We start from the raw sequence: 16,036 nt of genomic DNA, 5'->3' as shown, positions 1-16,036 counted from the left end.
ATGAACTACTAACTACTAACAAATGACTATGAACGTTTATTGCTCCAAAGGACATGAAAATCCGCCTGGTTGTCGCTTTTGTCTACATTGCGGCGAAAAGCTGGATGCTGCAAATCAGGGTATTCAACCGGGACAAACTTTGGGCGATCGCTATTTAGTTGTGCGTCAACTTGGTCAAGGGGGTTTGGACGTACTTATTTAGCTGAAGATATCAACCGCTTCCGAGAACTTTGTGTTTTAAAAGAATTTTCTCCCCAAGTCCAAACTGCCTACGTTTTAAAAAAAGCAGAAGAACTGTTTCAAAGAGAAGCTACCGTTCTCTATAAGCTGCAACATCCCCAAATTCCCCGTTTCCGCGAACTGTTTCGCAGTAATTTTGACGGCAAAGAGTACTTATTTTTAGTGCAGGACTATGTAGAAGGACAAACCTATAGTTCGCTACTAGATGAACGCCTCCAAAAAGGTTTACGCTTTACAGAATCAGAAGTCATTCAGCTATTGCTACAAATTTTACCAGTATTAGAGTATATCCATTCGCTAGGAGTCATTCACCGTGATATTTCTCCAGATAACTTGATGCTTCGTAAAACCCCCCACACTTCCCCTTACCAAGGGCGAACAGAGGAGGGATTACCAGTCTTGATCGATTTTGGCGGTGTCAAACAAGTAGCAGCAGTTGTCGTCTCCCAATATTACCAACCAGATACAGGTGCTGTGACACCACCAGCTACCTTACTGGGGAAATTTGGATATGCTCCCCCAGAACAGATGCAAACGGGATTGGTAGAACCTCACAGCGATCTCTATGCTTTAGCAGCAACAGCATTGGTTTTGTTAACAGGCAAGCAACCGTCAGAACTAATTGATGACTACACCCTGGCTTGGCAATGGCGACGAGAAATTAGCCTCAGTCCCACTTTGGGACAGTGTTAGATAAAATGCTCTCGCCAGTTCCACAACAACGCTATCAAAGCGCCCGCCAAGTCCTACAAGCCCTCAATCCGTCACCAGCAACTTATCCTCCTACTCAACTCCCTGCCCCCGTCCCCAATTCACCCACCATTGCAACCCTCGCCGTCGCCCCCTCCCCCACTCCTCACACTTCCCCACTTCCTCCACCTCCTCCCCTACCTGGTGGACACCGGAGAAAATCATCTTGGTATTTTTGTTACTAACAACATCTGCTGTTATCGCTGTGTGGGGAGCAAACACTTTGCTTTCATCGCGTTTTGATGATGATTCAAACAGTTCTACATCACAGTCAACACCAACATTTAGCCCCACCCAGCAACCCCTTGATCCCCTCGCCAAATATTCACCAGCAGAACGGGCGCGCAAGGAAAGATTACGCGATCGCCGTCAGCGTTTAGGTATTGATGAAAACTTTTATTTGAATTTGGTAAATCAAATATTTTGGGAGAATAATCCTAGTTTGCAACGACGCAGTCTCACAGATGAACCAGAGGATACACAATTACGGGCGCAGTGGGACAAAACTGCTGAACAATTATTGCAAAAACTGACACTGTTGAGTTCACAAAGCAGACAAAAATTGGGTACTTACGGAGGAGGCGATCGCGATCGTTGGAAAGTCGAAGTTAACAAACTGAATGTATCTAGCCGTGCTTTATATGATTTAGGAGATGCAGCATTCTTCCAGCAATTTCCAGAACAGGAAAGCAAAAATTTTATTGATCAGCCCATTGGACAAGTGTGGCACGCTTTTGTTGCTGATAAACTCAACGCCATTCTTGCTAGAAGTGCTTTCGGGAAGATTAATTTTGCTCCTAATACCACTACCAAAACCGTTAGCGGTAATCTCAAAAGTTCAGCAGGCAAAGTTTTCATCGCCGACTTGCGCCAGAATCAGTTAATGGAAGTGAAGTTAGCTGCAAATCCTCAAGTTTTGTGGTCTATTTATTCGCCTACCGGGAAGTATCTGTTTTTGGAAGATTCTCAAAAGCGATCGTGGTCTGGGGAACTGCCGGAAAGCGGATTTTACGAGTTTGTAGTTGTGTCACGCAGTTCGCAGCCCCTTTCATATCAACTGACTTTAAATGTAGAAAATCCTACTCCCACCCCATCTCCGACACCAACCGATACTCCCACATCTGAACCTACACCGACACCTACATCTATCGATACAGCCACACCTACACCGTAGGAAATGGGGAAGGTGGGGATACTCTGGGGATAAGGGGTAACGAAGATTGGAGATTAAGGAAGAGGTTTTTATTTCCTCGACTTATAAATTATTTTTCATCCAACTCTTAAAAGCTCTAATTGCTTGACTTCTACCAACATTGAGAGTTTGCTGGACATACTCATTAACTAATTCAATAATAGGAACATTAGGAAAATTAGGACTGAAATTAACTTCTATATATTTTCCTTGTTGCAGTAGATTAATTTGTAATCCATTCTGTGTATATCGCCAAAGTTCAGGAACTCCTAAAATTTCATAGTTATCAAAGTGAGTGCGGGAAGTAATATCAATTTCTATTGCCAAATCTGGTGGGGGAATTATATTTAAATCTATGCGCTTTTTACCAATCACAGCAGCATAATTTTTAATATAAAAACAAGCATCTGGTTCCACAGCTTGCTTCATGATTTCATTCTTGAGAGTCGTTGCACCTAAAGGCTCAAAATTAATTTCTAATTCTTCCAAAAGAATCTTTACTAAATCTCCTATAATTTCTTTATCTTTCTCATGTTCAGGCAAAGGAACCATAATTTCTAACCAACCGTTGCTATAAGAAATTCGTGCTGTACGTTTTTCTCCTAATTCTTCTAAGATATTTTCTAACTGCTGCCAACTAATATCTTTGAGCAACATTTGTTGACCTGGTTTGACAATAACTTGTTGTAGTTCTAAAAGCATAGAGTTTTAGAGAGCATATATCTCTACTACTACATTTCATGTATATCTAAATTGTAGTTTATGCTCTTTACTTGTTGATTTTTTGATCAATGATAAATAGTCAAAGGTCAATAATCATTATTTATTCTCCCTCTAGTCCCCTTTTCCTTGTCTCCCAGTGTCTCCCGCGTACTCTTCTTACAGCCCAAACCCTTATCCTGTGGCAATCTTAAAATTTTCTGCATTTATTTCTGTGTTTATGTAATAATTGTAGGTCTGTGCATAAAAGCATAAGAATCTCTAGTCTTGCAGCAAATTTAAATTCCAAGAAGTAGCAAAACCAATCTTGGAGGTTAATTTCTCGTTAGTTGTTGTATAAGGTGGAAAGAATTGGAAAAGCAATCTTACCTCCCCGAGGAATTATCTTCGGTTCCTGTTGGCAGACACTGTATTCTGGAACTTTATGGCTGTCCAATCAGTTTACTTAATGACATCGGGTTCATTAGAGAGGCTTTGCAAGCAGCTGCTAAGACAGCAAAGTCTACTCTGCTCAAAGAGATATCATATCAGTTTGAACCCTACGGAGTAACCGCATTGGCACTTTTAGCCGAATCTCACATATCGATTCATACTTGGCCAGAAAACGGTTACATAGCAGTAGATGTGTTTACCTGTGGTCAACATACAAAACCGGAGAAGGCTTGCGAATACCTGATAGAGGCTTTTCAAGCCACTAAGCATGTACTTATGACACTTCCTCGTGGTAGGTTTTCACCGACTATTCAACCAACAATTAAAGAGTTGGAACAGACCCTACTAGTGAATACATGATATTGGAAGTATAGTCTTATGCCAGGTAGCGAAGTAGGTGCAGATTTTTGGGTAAACGAGTACATAACTCCTTGGGATATCTATGCTCATGGAGTGACTGCGGTACTTGCTTACCAGAAAACTGAATATCAACAGATGTACATTGTGGAAACAGGAACCTACGGCAAAGCCCTAGTCCTAGACGGCAAGTGGCAATCTTGTACTGGGGATGAGTTTTTATACCATGAGCCCTTGGTTCACCCTGCGATGATTTTTCATGGCGCACCACGTAAGGTACTAATTCTTGGAGGCGGCGAAGGAGCTACAGCTAGAGAAGTTCTGCGATGGCAAACTGTAGACAAAGTCGTGATGATTGACATTGATGGCGAAGTGGTGGAAGCTTGCAAGCAACACCTAAGCGAAATGCATCAAAACGCCTTTGATGATCCACGTTTACATGTGATAATTGCGGATGCACTTGACTTTTTGGATACTACTGATGAGAAATGGGATGTAATCATCTCTGACCTTAGTGATCCGATTGAGTCAGGACCATCATTTCAACTGTTCACGAAAGAATACTTTGAAAAAGCTAGTCGCGTATTATCATCAAACGGGTTTTTTGTAGTCCAAGCAGGCCCGGTATCACCAGGAGAATTAAATCTCCATGCGAGATTGGCAAAAACCTTGAATGCGGTTTTTCCTAACGTGCAGTCCTACAGTAGCCATACTTGTACCTATGGTAGACCCTGGGGTTTTATCTTAGCTTCTCAGCTAGAGATCAACACCCGACCTGACCCAGAAAAGGTAGATTTGCTGTTGCAGACAAAAACTAGTGGTGGGTTCCGAATGTTTGATGGGATCGCGCTTTTGGGTATGCTGCATTTGCCACTGCATCTGAGAAAAGCGATCGCCACAGAAACTCAAGTCTATACTCTGGCTGAACCTCCCAAATTTTTTGGTCAGGGTCAGTTACAGGGAGTATGAGATAGGCGTATATAGATGTTAGGGATGTAGGGGTGTAGTTTCAGATTTTTTCTTTACACTCTTACATCCTTAGGCTATAAATATTAATTTTAAAAACTGAATAATTCTCTTATTTAATACAGGGGCTGTTGTGCCAATTAATCCTGAAACATAGGCTTTCAAAAACTAATTAAGATAATTATTAATGAAATTCAGTAACTAGAATCAATTGCGTAAATAAAAACACATTTCAAATACTTTTTCCTGGAACTCAATAATGACTTATAATAATAATATTAGTGTTGAAGCCTCCTCGTCATAATAGGATATAGAGGTTTCTGTTATGAGAGCGGGAAGATTTGGGTAAAAGACTGACTGCTTCAAAAATCATAGGCTTTTCAATAGCTTTTAACCTAATGGTGCTATTCCTACCTGAATAAAAATTTAGGTTGAGTTCTTAATGAAAGATAAACGCGCTACTGAGAAAGATATTGAAGATAAATCTCAAGCCAGGCAAGTATAAATGCTTATGAGAAGAGAGAAAATTTTTGGATGTAGAGTCTGAATACAGCCAAAAATATAAGTTTCGTAACATCCCCCAATATTACACCCAACTTAGTTCGGTTATCCGGCTACTAACGGCAACACCAACAAGGCTTTTTAGCGTCACTATATATGTAGTAACTATTGCAAAGGAATTTCAGCTATTTTTTTGGCAAAAACACAATATTAGACTATAATGGAAAGATTTGTCTAAACCTATTTACTCTCGAGTAAATTTATTGTAATATTGAATAAATAGAACTCATACTGACTTCGTATTGAAAGTGTCGTCGCCAACGACTTAAGGAAAAGAAGAATTGTTGAAGATAGCGAAAGTGTGTTTGTAGGGGTCTGAAAATTTAGGGATAGTAGGGGAACTCATTTAAGAGGCTAACCGTCTTGACAGGTTCTAAAAGCCTAAAAAAACTCAACCTTTTGTAGTAGTTTCCCAAGTCCTGCTAACGTCTGCTGATATATGCACAATCTTTTCTAATTAGCCATAACTATTAAGTATTCTTTTGTGTTTGGAGTAGAGGAAAACGCACCAATGCCCACCGTTAACACTGAACTAGAAAACACCAATGCCAAATTCACGGCTGATATGGTGCGAACCTATTTGCGCGAAATTGGTCGTGTCCCACTGCTAACCCGTGAGCAAGAAATTGTTTATGGGAAACAGGTACAGCAGATGATGACACTGCTGGATGCTAAGGAAGCTTTGGTGAAAAAACTGCGCCGCGAACCTAGCCTAGAAGAATGGGCTGCTCATGTGAAAAAATCTGAGTCAGAAGTGAAGCAGACTGTGCAGCAAGGTAAGCGGGCAAAGCAGAAAATGATAGAAGCGAACTTACGCTTGGTTGTTGCTATTGCCAAAAAGTACCAGAAACGCAACATGGAGTTTCTGGATTTGATTCAAGAAGGAACACTCGGATTAGAACGTGGTGTAGAGAAATTTGACCCAACACGAGGTTATAAGTTCTCAACCTATGCCTACTGGTGGATTCGTCAAGCAATCACCCGTGCGATCGCTCAACAAGGTCGTACAATTCGCTTACCCATCCATATCACCGAAAAGCTGAACAAAATCAAAAAAGTGCAGCGAGAACTCGCTCAAAAATTAGGGCGATCGCCATCTCCTACGGAAATTGCTCAGGAATTGGAATTAGAACCCGCCCAAATTCGCGAGTATCTCAATATGGCACGCCAACCAGTTTCTTTGGATGTGAAAGTAGGCGATAACCAAGATACAGAACTGCAAGAAATGCTGGAAGATGAAGGCCAGTCACCAGAGTATTACATGACTCAAGAATTCTTGCGCCAAGACTTGAATAACCTACTTTCAGAACTCACCCCCCAACAGCGAGAAGTACTAGCTTTACGCTTTGGTTTGGAAGATGGTAATGAAATGTCCTTGGCTAAAGTAGGTGAACGCTTGAATCTTAGCCGTGAGCGCGTCCGCCAATTGGAGCATCAAGCTCTGGCGCATTTGCGTCGTCGCCGCGCCAATGTGAAAGAGTACATAGCTAGCTAAATGGTTAGCTTAGCGATCAAGGGCGACGCGCCTCCTGAACTCAGGGGGCGATTTTTTTCAGTGATTTAGTAATCAGTGATCAGTAGACATAGAAATTTTAAAACTAACAACTGGTAACTGATAACTGTTCACTGTCATCGTCCGGAATCGAGAGATTATCTTTTGTAGTTGCAGATAGATGTACAAAAGCGAGGTACTGTCCCAAGAAAAGCGTCAATTATTTTAGAAGTTACAAAGCTCCTGCATAATTTAAATTTTTCCTGACATTCTTGCTATTGAATTATTCAATTCGGCGAAACTGTAATAGCTCCACCAATGGTACTCTAGGATTACGTTCAAAATTAAATAAAAAATTTCTTTGTTTCCAGAGTTTTTTATCCGACAATATAAATCGACCTTTTGATGGAGTCTCGCTCCTTTAATGTTTAGTTAAATATTAGGCAAAAGTTAAAAAAAGTATTTTTTGTTACAGGAGAAATAAGGTGCTTAACCACATAAATAAATTCCTTCCGCCCCGTCAGTATAGACTTCCTTTACTTGGATTATTACTTATTGTTGGTGTTGTTGGCGAGAGGGCTAAACCTGTGTTAAGTAACCAACTCGCTAGACTACATGCGCCTACAAGCCAGGAATTTGGTACTCAAATAACCACTCATACTTGGTTACAGGGTGCTTCTTCTCCTAAATTAACTGTTGCCAATAAAGAAATACGTCTACGCAGAGCGCTCACAACATCAAGCTCTACAACCAAAAAATCTAGTTTAGATAAAACAGCATCTACACAATTACTACAGAATCAAGCACAAACTTATACTTGGTTACAGGGAAATAATCATCTTAGCTCAGAACCATCAGCATCCTTACAGGAAAGCGCACCTAAAGCATCCTTAAAAACAACAGAAGTGGCATCAAAATCGAAATTTCCTCAACAAAATGGTATTTACCTTTACGGACAGTCACCTCAACCAGGACAGTTAGGACAAGGTTATATCATATTTGAGAAGCGCCAAAATCAAATCATTGGTGCTTTGTATATGCCAAGTTCTGAATATAGTTGTTTCAATGGTACACTCAATTCCTCAGGGGAATTGGCAATGACTGTTAGGGGTTATGCTGGTGAAATTAGTCCATCAGAAATAGCTACAATTAATGGTTTACCTAGAACCAGTGACGACGAACCTGATGTTTATGGTCATTCGGTAGAATTACAAGATTACTATCAACTACAGTCTATCAGTAGTAGCGATCGCCAAATTTTAAAGATGTGTAAAACTAATCAATAAAGCTATGGATGTTGCATATTTGTCAAATGTTTGATAAATATTTAAAGTTAAAATTTGTTTTTGAAACGTGCGATTTCTGTTATTCCATGATGATTGTGCAATACCCCTGTTATCAGTGTATTTATTATAGATATTAACCAGAAGAATTAATCATTTATTGATAGGAAACTCTTAACGGTAACCAGAAAATCCTTATCATTAAAATTAGGATATTTGAGTAATGATACTTTTTCTCACACTATAAGTGAGAAAAATTTAATTAATTTTATGAGTTATTCGCCACCCCAACTAAGAATTTGGGGTGATTTTTGTTTAAATGCGATCGCATTATCAAAGTTAGTGTTGCTAGTAATGGAATCTCAAGCTTCCTTCTGAGATACATCAAAATATAAAAACTTAATAATTATTACATTTATGCCAGTATTTTTACATATATTATTTTAATGCTTAAATTGCCCATAAAGCCTATTTTAATAAATATACATTAAATATATTTTCTGAAGAAAAAATAAATATAAGTATGCTATATAACTTAAAAATATTTATTTTCACTGAAATTATTTTTAACTAGTTGTGAATCAAAAACACATTACTACCAGGATATCTGCTCGCCAATTGACCAATCCTTGCCCAGAATCTATGCAGATTCATCGCCAGCTGTATCTGTATTCATTCCTGGCTCAGTTCAAATTGCTCAAAAAGAGCTACACCACCAAAATTATGTTGGTGGCATTTTTAGGTACTCATGTACCACTTTTGACCTTACTCTTCAGTTTCATCACTTCCAACTCCTATTCTTGGGAGATGACAGTGCGAGTTATGGTTATTGCTCTGATAGCTACCTTAGCGGGTACAGCAGCTACACTCTATGCATTACATCACCTGCTTGCTCCGGTAATTTTGACATCTGCTGCATTACAAAACTATCTGAAAACTAAAAAATTACCCCAATTACCAACACAATTTGCTGATGAAGTAGGAACACTGATGGCAGATACTTCACAAACTCTTCACAAATTAGATGAGTTAATTGATTATATTCGCAACTACGACGACCTAACTGGATTACCCAACCGAGATTTATTTCGCCATCGTATCTATCAGGCTTTCTCTCAGAATAGTCAGCGTCTAGTAGCTATTTTCTTAGTAAGTCTTGATGATTTTAGTGCCACAAGTCATGCTTTAGAGCATCAAAAATCAAGTTTACTATTGAGAGCAGTTGCCCAGCGTTTATCAAATTGTGTCGCTCAAACAGATATTCTGGCTCATTTAAATGGAGATGAGTTTGCGATCGCTCGAACTGAAATTCCTTCTTTTGAGAGTGTAATTAAGCTATCTCAGTTACTACAAAGTACCTTGGCAAAACCCTTTCTAATTGGAGGTAACACAATTCGGATTACAGCCAGCATCGGTATCACAATTAATGATTTGAGCGATCGCAATGGTGTAGATCAACTATTACAACAGGCTCATATAGCCTTGTATCAAGCAAAGCAGCAGGGACGGAGCCAATACAAGTTCTATTCATCAGAGATTAATTCTCAGTTGCAAGAACGACTGACAATCGAAAACGAATTGTATGGAGCGATCAAGCGTGGCGAAATGCAGGTTTATTACCAACCCATAATTGATTTGCACAGCCAACAAATCATGGCCACAGAAGCACTAATTCGCTGGTATCACCCAATTTTAGGTTCGGTTTCTCCTGCCAAATTTATTCCTCTTGCTGAAGCCAACGGTTTGATTGTGCCAATTGGTGAATGGGTTTTACAAACTGCCTGCGCTCAAAACCAAGCCTGGCAAATTGCTGGACTTCCCCCGGTTCGCATGTCGGTAAACCTGTCAGTACGGCAGTTTGAGCTACCTAATCTGGTAGAAGTCATTAACCAAATCTTAAAACAAACAGGGCTAGAAGCAACCTATTTAGAATTAGAAGTAACTGAAAGCTTCCTCATGGCTGACATCGAACGTTCTGTTCATACGCTCAAGCAGCTAAGAGAACTGGGCATATCTTTGGCATTGGATGACTTTGGGACTGGCTATTCCTCCCTCAACTACTTGAAGCGTTTTCCTGTGAACATGCTCAAGATTGATCAGTCATTTGTGCAGGATGTGACCTCAAATCCTGATAGTGCAGCCGTAACTGATGCGATTATTGCCCTGGCCAAAAGCCTACGGTTGAACATCACAGCTGAAGGTGTAGAAACTCAAGAACAACTTGAATACCTACAACAGCGTGGGTGTCATGAAGGTCAGGGGTTCTACTTCAGTCGTCCTGTTCCTGGTGATGCGATCGCCCAAATGCTGAAGAAAAATTCTTCACAAACTATGAATATGAATATTGAAAATCTCATAATTCATAATTCATAATTTTGTCACCTGCTCAATCAGTGCCAATACATCACTACGACTAAGTTTCTCTCTACCATCAGCAAGGGCATTGAGAGTACCATAAGCCAAACTAAGGGGAATTTGACAAAAATCTAAAGTCGGACCAGCACTTAGGGCTTTGGTATAAGCTTCTGCTAATACTAGATTACGACGAGCATACACTTGCATATTTTCTGCACTCCAACCATCTGGAAAAAAATTAACGTCACGGGTTAAATCTTCTTTATGATTACGGAGAATGTTAACTGCCTGTAAACCTCTACCAAATCCAACTGCATAAGTACGGTTAGTCTGCGTTCCATCGTACCAAGTCCACAAATCAGAGAGTAACAGACCAACCGCACCCGCAACCCCAAAAGTATAGCGATCTAAATCAGACTCTGTATGAATTGTCCAATTTCTTTCTGCCCAGTATGCCATCCTGTCTGCCATTGCCCCAGTTGCATCCCAAATTCGAGGAGCGATAGTTTCAGGTGCTAGTAGCGCCCATTCCCTGATTCTAATAGTTACCTCTGCTAATAACTTTTCGTGAGAACTAAGTTCCCGAGAGAAAGCATCGATAGTAAAACCATCAACTGCTGCCTGTAATGTTAAGCTAATTGATCGCAAAATATTGGCTTTGGTCTGGTTATCCAGTGTGGGATGATCTTCAATTTCATCGATGGCTCGCATACATAGATATGCTGATGCTACCGCTTCTTGTAAGCCTCGCGGTAAACGACTAATTGGAATATAAAAAGTCCGACTAGTTTCTTTTAAAATGTCTAAAGCATCTGTCATTAAATCCATTTCTACATACCTATGTTCGTGTTTTACCATACCGAAGTTTGTAAATCTTTGATGATTTGACTGATGGTTTTCACTAAAACTTAATATTTTTATTTGCAATTGTTTGTTTTAAAAAATTGGTTAGATTTGTGTAATTTATTGTTCATCATTTGCTCACAAATAAGTGTGTCTCGGATTTTATAGTAGGCACGTACGCTACAGGAGTTCCCGTAGCGTAGCATTTGGAAAACAATTTTTTCATTAAATCGAATAATTGTCACCCAAATTCTTGATCTCTAACAGAATCAAGCAAACAATTTTTGATATTGACTCAGAGCGATTAAAGGAAAGTATTGTTGATAGAGGTGATACTTCAGATAAAAATGGCTAGGAAAGCCAGTACCTGTAAAATCAGCTTCATTCCAAGTACCATTTGGCAGTTGAGTTACTAGTAAGTAATCAATTCCCCGCTCAATTGCTGGTTTGGCAAAGTTGCCACTTGCTCTACCTGCTGCCATTAGTCCGATTAAAGCCCAAGCTGTCTGAGACGCAGTACTACGTCCTTTCCCTTTCAGGCTGGGATCATCATAACTACGACAGGTCTCACCCCAACCGCCATCTGAGTTTTGACAGTTCATTAACCAAGCAGCACCCTGTTCTATGTTGTAGCGATGAGTTTGAGGAGCAACTAGAGATAAAGCAGCCAATACACCACTTGTCCCGTAGATGTAATTGACTCCCCAACGACCAAACCAACAACCTTCAGGTTCTTGCTCATTTAATAGATATTGAATCGCTCGCTGTTGGTTATACCTATCAATTGATAGATGGCAACTACCTAACATTTCTAGCACTCTGGCAGTAACATCAGCTGTGTTAGGGTCAATCATAGCTTTGAGATCACCATAGGGGATGAGATTCAGCCAATCGTGATCATTGTCTAAATCAAAAGCAGCCCAACCACCTGCTTTACACTGCATAGAAGCAATCCAGTCAACAGCACGGCGCATAGCTTGATGTTTCAACTTTTCATTGGGAAGCTGGACTTGATCTAGTGCCATCACTACAACAGCAGTATCATCTACATCAGGATAAAAACGATTGTCAAATTCAAATGCCCATGCACCCGGTTTACCTTGCCGATTTTTGACTGCCCAATCGCCGTAATGGAGAATTTGCTTATTTAACAACCATTCGGCTGCCTGTACTACAGCAGGATGGTCGGATGTTAAACCAGAATCAATAAGCGCTCTAATTGCCCAAGCTGTATCCCAAACTGGGGAAACACAGGGTTGAACTCGGTAGGTATCTGCTGTTTCAATGGCAAAGTTATCGACGGCTTGCAGTCCTCGTTCGACAATTGGATCGGCGGCGTCGTAATCCAAACAGCGTAAAGCCAGTAGCGAATTGAGCATAGCAGGAATAATACCGCCCCAGTCTCCTGTTGCTTCTTGCCGTTCTAATATCCATTTCTCGGCGGCTTTGATACCTTCTGTACGAAAAGGGACTAAATTCAGGTTTTCAGCCAATTTGAAACTAGAGTCGAGGGTAAGAAATATATCTGTCCAGTTACCGCTACGGGGTAATTCATACTTGACTTGTTCTATGCCTTCTGCATACAGTTCGTTCAAGTTGATGGCTGGATCGATGGCAAAAACTGGTTTGCGATCGCATACTATCAACAATGGCACGGTACTTGACCTAGCCCAGCTGGACATTTCGTAGATGTTAAAGAAAAAGTTCTCCGGCAGCAACATTACCCAGGGTGGTAGCGAAGGAATACCCTGCCAGCTATAGCAACCGATGAGTGCTAGGTGTAATTTTGTAAAAATGCGAGTCCGACTGATACCGCCTCGCTCTAAAATAAATCTTCTTGCTTTGAGCATGGCGGGGTCAGTTGGGAGTACACCCAAAAGCCTCAACGCCATGTACGCTTCCACGGAAGTACTAAGTTCTCCACCATCACCATAAAAAAGCTCCCAACCTCCATGTTCTCTTTGTCGAGAACGCAGATATGCCTCTACTTTCTGTAGGGGTCTAGATTTATCCGTTCCCCAAATTTTATGCAGTAGGACAACCTCAGCAGTGATAGTGACGTTGGATTCTAACTCAGCCCACCAATAACCTTGGGGATTTTGAATTGAAAGCAAGTAGTTCTGGCTAGCAGCGATCGCATCTGGGAGTTTTGATGCGGTCACTCTGTCTTGAGTTTGCATGAAACACTTCTCACACTACACTAAAGATTCACACTACACTAAAAATGTTTCGAGCTTTACTGAATTTATAGTAATAATTCTTGCTAAGTAAAAGATTTTTGTCTATGTACTAACTGTGCTTGAATATATACTGAAAATTGTTTGATTTTTAATTAATATCTACCAAAATCCACAAATTCTTGATTTTTACTCAGATTTTCTAGTCGAATTATCCTCAACTCCGTAAGTTTATGTTATATAAATTACCAATTTTATCTTTGCATAATTGTCATTTTCAAATACTAAATTTAAAAGTAAAAATGTATAATTAAAAATTTCCATAAACATATTACGGTTTTATAGCTTATTTGTAAATCATTCTCTACTCATTCCAAGATTAAATGAAGCATGACAGGTCTAATCATGAATTTACTCATGAAATTGTGGTAGATTTTTAAGCCTGGATATACGCACGTAGGCGTGTAGTAAGTTTCTATGAAAGTAGCAATGCTTACAGAATCTTCTTACTTTTGAGACTTAGTGATACACATTTTTAAAAATCTATCCGGAGACAGTTTTTTTATGCTCACAAATTATTTTTGTATCTTTCCTCGTTAAATATCTAGGAGACTCTGGGGAATAATCAACCAGCGATGGATACCGATGCACACAAATAGGTCATCGGTGTTTATCTGTATTCGATATCTATAAAAACTTAACAGTAAGCAATTTTATTCAGATGCGACCGCCTGTTGAAAACTATTAATTATTACTAAATTTAATGTATAATCTCTGCCTTAATCTTCTACAAGAGAAGCTATCATGGAGCGTGTTATTTCAGCCCTGGGGTTAATAGTTTTCCTTGGCATTTCCTACGCTTTATCTGTGCAAAGTCGTGCAGTACGTTGGCGAACGGTGGCGTGGGGATTAGGTTTAGAATTTATTGTGGCGCTGCTGATTCTCAAAACTCCTAGCGGGTTAACAGTTTTTAAGTCTTTAGGTGATGTCGTTAGTAATTTTTTAGCCTTTTCTGACGTGGGTGCTAAATTTGTTTTTGGAGACAATTACAAAGAGCATTTGTTTGCTTTCCAAGTTTTACCCACCATTATCTTTTTCTCTGCATTTATCAGTGTGTTGTATCACTACGGCATTTTACAGTGGGTAGTGAACGCTTTGGCGTGGGTAATGATGAAGACGATGAAAACTTCAGGGGCTGAGTCCTTATCAACTGCTGGTAATATTTTTCTGGGTCCGACTGAATCACCATTGATGGTGAAGCCTTATGTAGAGACAATGACGCAATCAGAACTATTTGCGGTAATGACAGGAGGTTTTGCTACAGTAGCAGGTGGAGTGCTGGGAGCATACCTGTCATTTGGTATACCAGCAGAACATCTAATTGCTGCTTTTTTCATGACTGCTCCTACGGCGTTAGTGGTAGCAAAATTACTTTATCCAGAAACAGAAGTACCTGACACAGTGGGTAAAGTTCAGATGAATGTCAAGACTAATTATGTCAATGCTATTGATGCTGCGACCACCGGAGCCCTGGATGGTGTAAAGTTAGCTGTAAATGTAGGAGTAATGATTATTGCCTTTTTGGGTTTGTTAGCAGTGGTAAATGCCCTGCTGGGATGGATTGGGGGATTAATAGGTTTACGCCAACTCTCATTAGAGTGGATCTTGTCTTTGGTTATGGCTCCTGTAGCCTGGTTGATGGGCGTACCTTGGAGCGATTGCGGTAAAATCGGAGCTTTGTTAGGTAAAAAGACAATCTTAAATGAGTTTATTGCTTACTTGGATTTGAAAACACTTATTGAGAAGCAAGAAATATCTCAACGCTCTATAATTATTGCTACCTATGCATTATGTAATTTTGCTAATATCGGTTCAATTGGTATTACTATTGGCGGCATTACTGGTATTGCACCCCAGCGACAACATGATTTAGCTCGTATGGGTGTCAGGTCAATGATTGGCGGATTACTTGCTGGTTTTATTACTGCTTGTATAGCTGGAATGTTAATTTGATATCTATATGAATGCAGATATAGGCTTAAGCGATCGCACAATTATCCATTACCAATTACCCATTACCCTAATATTGCTTCTTTGTATATCCTAATATCCAATTGTGTGACTGCTTTAATTGTTTGTACTTGCCTTGAATCATTAACCATAAAGCCATACGAGTTTGCAACCATCCTTTGCTTAGATAATACCCTGGCTTGGCATTAATACCCTCAGCGGAATTTTGACCTAGATAGGTCACAACTCCGCAGATACTATCCATTCCTTCTATTGTCACTTTTAAAAAATGGTCGTTGATGTATCCACTCGGAAGCATGAAGATAGCATACACATGATGCCGACCACGCCAAGGCTCAACTACGATTTTGTCTGGATGGATGTAAAATTTATTACTTGTTGATCTGGAAAGAAATTCAGATTGCTGACAACTAATGAGAGGCGATCGCTGTGAAACATAAGAAAACCCAAGAATACCCAATAAGACCAACATCAATAATAGATAGATTAGATTACGTTTTTGCACTGGCAATATCGATTTTCCTCTATCTGATTTACATCCGATAGGCTAACAAAGGGTCATAGAAGTAAAAGCTAAGCTGACTACAAAATTATAATTAAAAAAATATTTTGATTTAATAATTGAATTGTAGGAAAG

Annotated in this window: 10 protein-coding genes and 1 pseudogene; 7 read left to right on the top strand and 4 right to left on the bottom strand. The window is 39.8% G+C overall.

The window, feature by feature from the left end; all coding sequences use genetic code 11:
* Positions 1 to 28: 28 nt before the first annotated feature.
* Positions 29 to 2,164, top strand: a pseudogene (locus RS893_RS00665) (protein kinase domain-containing protein).
* Positions 2,165 to 2,245: 81 nt separating this feature from the next.
* Here RS893_RS00665 and RS893_RS00660 read toward each other — a convergent pair.
* Complete coding sequence (locus tag RS893_RS00660) at positions 2,246 to 2,884, bottom strand: Uma2 family endonuclease (RefSeq protein ID WP_315789335.1); 639 nt, start codon at positions 2,882 to 2,884, stop codon at positions 2,246 to 2,248.
* Between the two features lie 369 nt (positions 2,885 to 3,253).
* Here RS893_RS00660 and speD point away from each other — a divergent pair, with 369 nt between their 5' ends.
* The 5 genes from speD (at position 3,254) to RS893_RS00635 (ending at position 10,366) form a co-directional block, all read left to right on the top strand.
* Positions 3,254 to 3,694 carry an adenosylmethionine decarboxylase gene (gene speD / locus RS893_RS00655; RefSeq protein WP_315789334.1) on the top strand — a complete coding sequence of 147 codons (441 nt, stop codon included), beginning with the start codon at positions 3,254 to 3,256 and terminating at the stop codon, positions 3,692 to 3,694.
* Positions 3,695 to 3,712: 18 nt separating this feature from the next.
* Positions 3,713 to 4,660, top strand: a complete 948-nt coding sequence (locus tag RS893_RS00650; RefSeq protein WP_315789333.1) for a fused MFS/spermidine synthase — start codon at positions 3,713 to 3,715, stop codon at positions 4,658 to 4,660.
* A 1,069-nt stretch (positions 4,661 to 5,729) separates the two neighbouring features.
* Positions 5,730 to 6,713: an RNA polymerase sigma factor, RpoD/SigA family gene (locus tag RS893_RS00645; RefSeq protein ID WP_315789332.1), complete on the top strand. Its 984-nt coding sequence runs from the start codon at positions 5,730 to 5,732 to the stop codon at positions 6,711 to 6,713.
* 482 nt (positions 6,714 to 7,195) lie between these two features.
* Complete coding sequence (locus RS893_RS00640; protein ID WP_315789331.1) at positions 7,196 to 7,996, top strand: hypothetical protein; 801 nt, start codon at positions 7,196 to 7,198, stop codon at positions 7,994 to 7,996.
* A gap of 639 nt (positions 7,997 to 8,635) precedes the next feature.
* Positions 8,636 to 10,366, top strand: coding sequence for a bifunctional diguanylate cyclase/phosphodiesterase (locus tag RS893_RS00635; protein WP_315792147.1), 1,731 nt, complete (start codon positions 8,636 to 8,638; stop codon positions 10,364 to 10,366).
* Here RS893_RS00635 and RS893_RS00630 read toward each other — a convergent pair.
* Both RS893_RS00630 and shc read right to left on the bottom strand, forming a co-directional pair.
* Positions 10,361 to 11,176, bottom strand: coding sequence for a phytoene/squalene synthase family protein (locus RS893_RS00630; protein ID WP_315792146.1), 816 nt, complete (start codon positions 11,174 to 11,176; stop codon positions 10,361 to 10,363). The genes RS893_RS00635 and RS893_RS00630 overlap by 6 nt on opposite strands.
* 284 nt (positions 11,177 to 11,460) lie before the next feature.
* Positions 11,461 to 13,371 (bottom strand): squalene--hopene cyclase, encoded by a 1,911-nt coding sequence (shc, locus tag RS893_RS00625; protein ID WP_315789330.1) that lies wholly within the window; start codon positions 13,369 to 13,371, stop codon positions 11,461 to 11,463.
* 801 nt (positions 13,372 to 14,172) lie between these two features.
* Between shc and RS893_RS00620 the strand changes: the two genes are divergently transcribed.
* On the top strand, positions 14,173 to 15,381 hold the full coding sequence (locus RS893_RS00620) for a NupC/NupG family nucleoside CNT transporter (protein WP_315789329.1): 1,209 nt from the start codon (positions 14,173 to 14,175) through the stop codon (positions 15,379 to 15,381).
* 67 nt (positions 15,382 to 15,448) lie between these two features.
* Here the strand turns inward: RS893_RS00620 and RS893_RS00615 are convergent, their stop codons facing one another.
* Positions 15,449 to 15,904: a hypothetical protein gene (locus RS893_RS00615; RefSeq protein ID WP_315789328.1), complete on the bottom strand. Its 456-nt coding sequence runs from the start codon at positions 15,902 to 15,904 to the stop codon at positions 15,449 to 15,451.
* Positions 15,905 to 16,036 lie beyond the last annotated feature (132 nt).

It is taken from the genome of Fischerella sp. JS2 (assembly GCF_032393985.1).
Taxonomy (GTDB): domain Bacteria; phylum Cyanobacteriota; class Cyanobacteriia; order Cyanobacteriales; family Nostocaceae; genus Fischerella.
The sequence above is the reverse complement of the archived record's forward strand: the minus strand, read 5'-3'. Positions and strand labels throughout refer to the sequence as shown.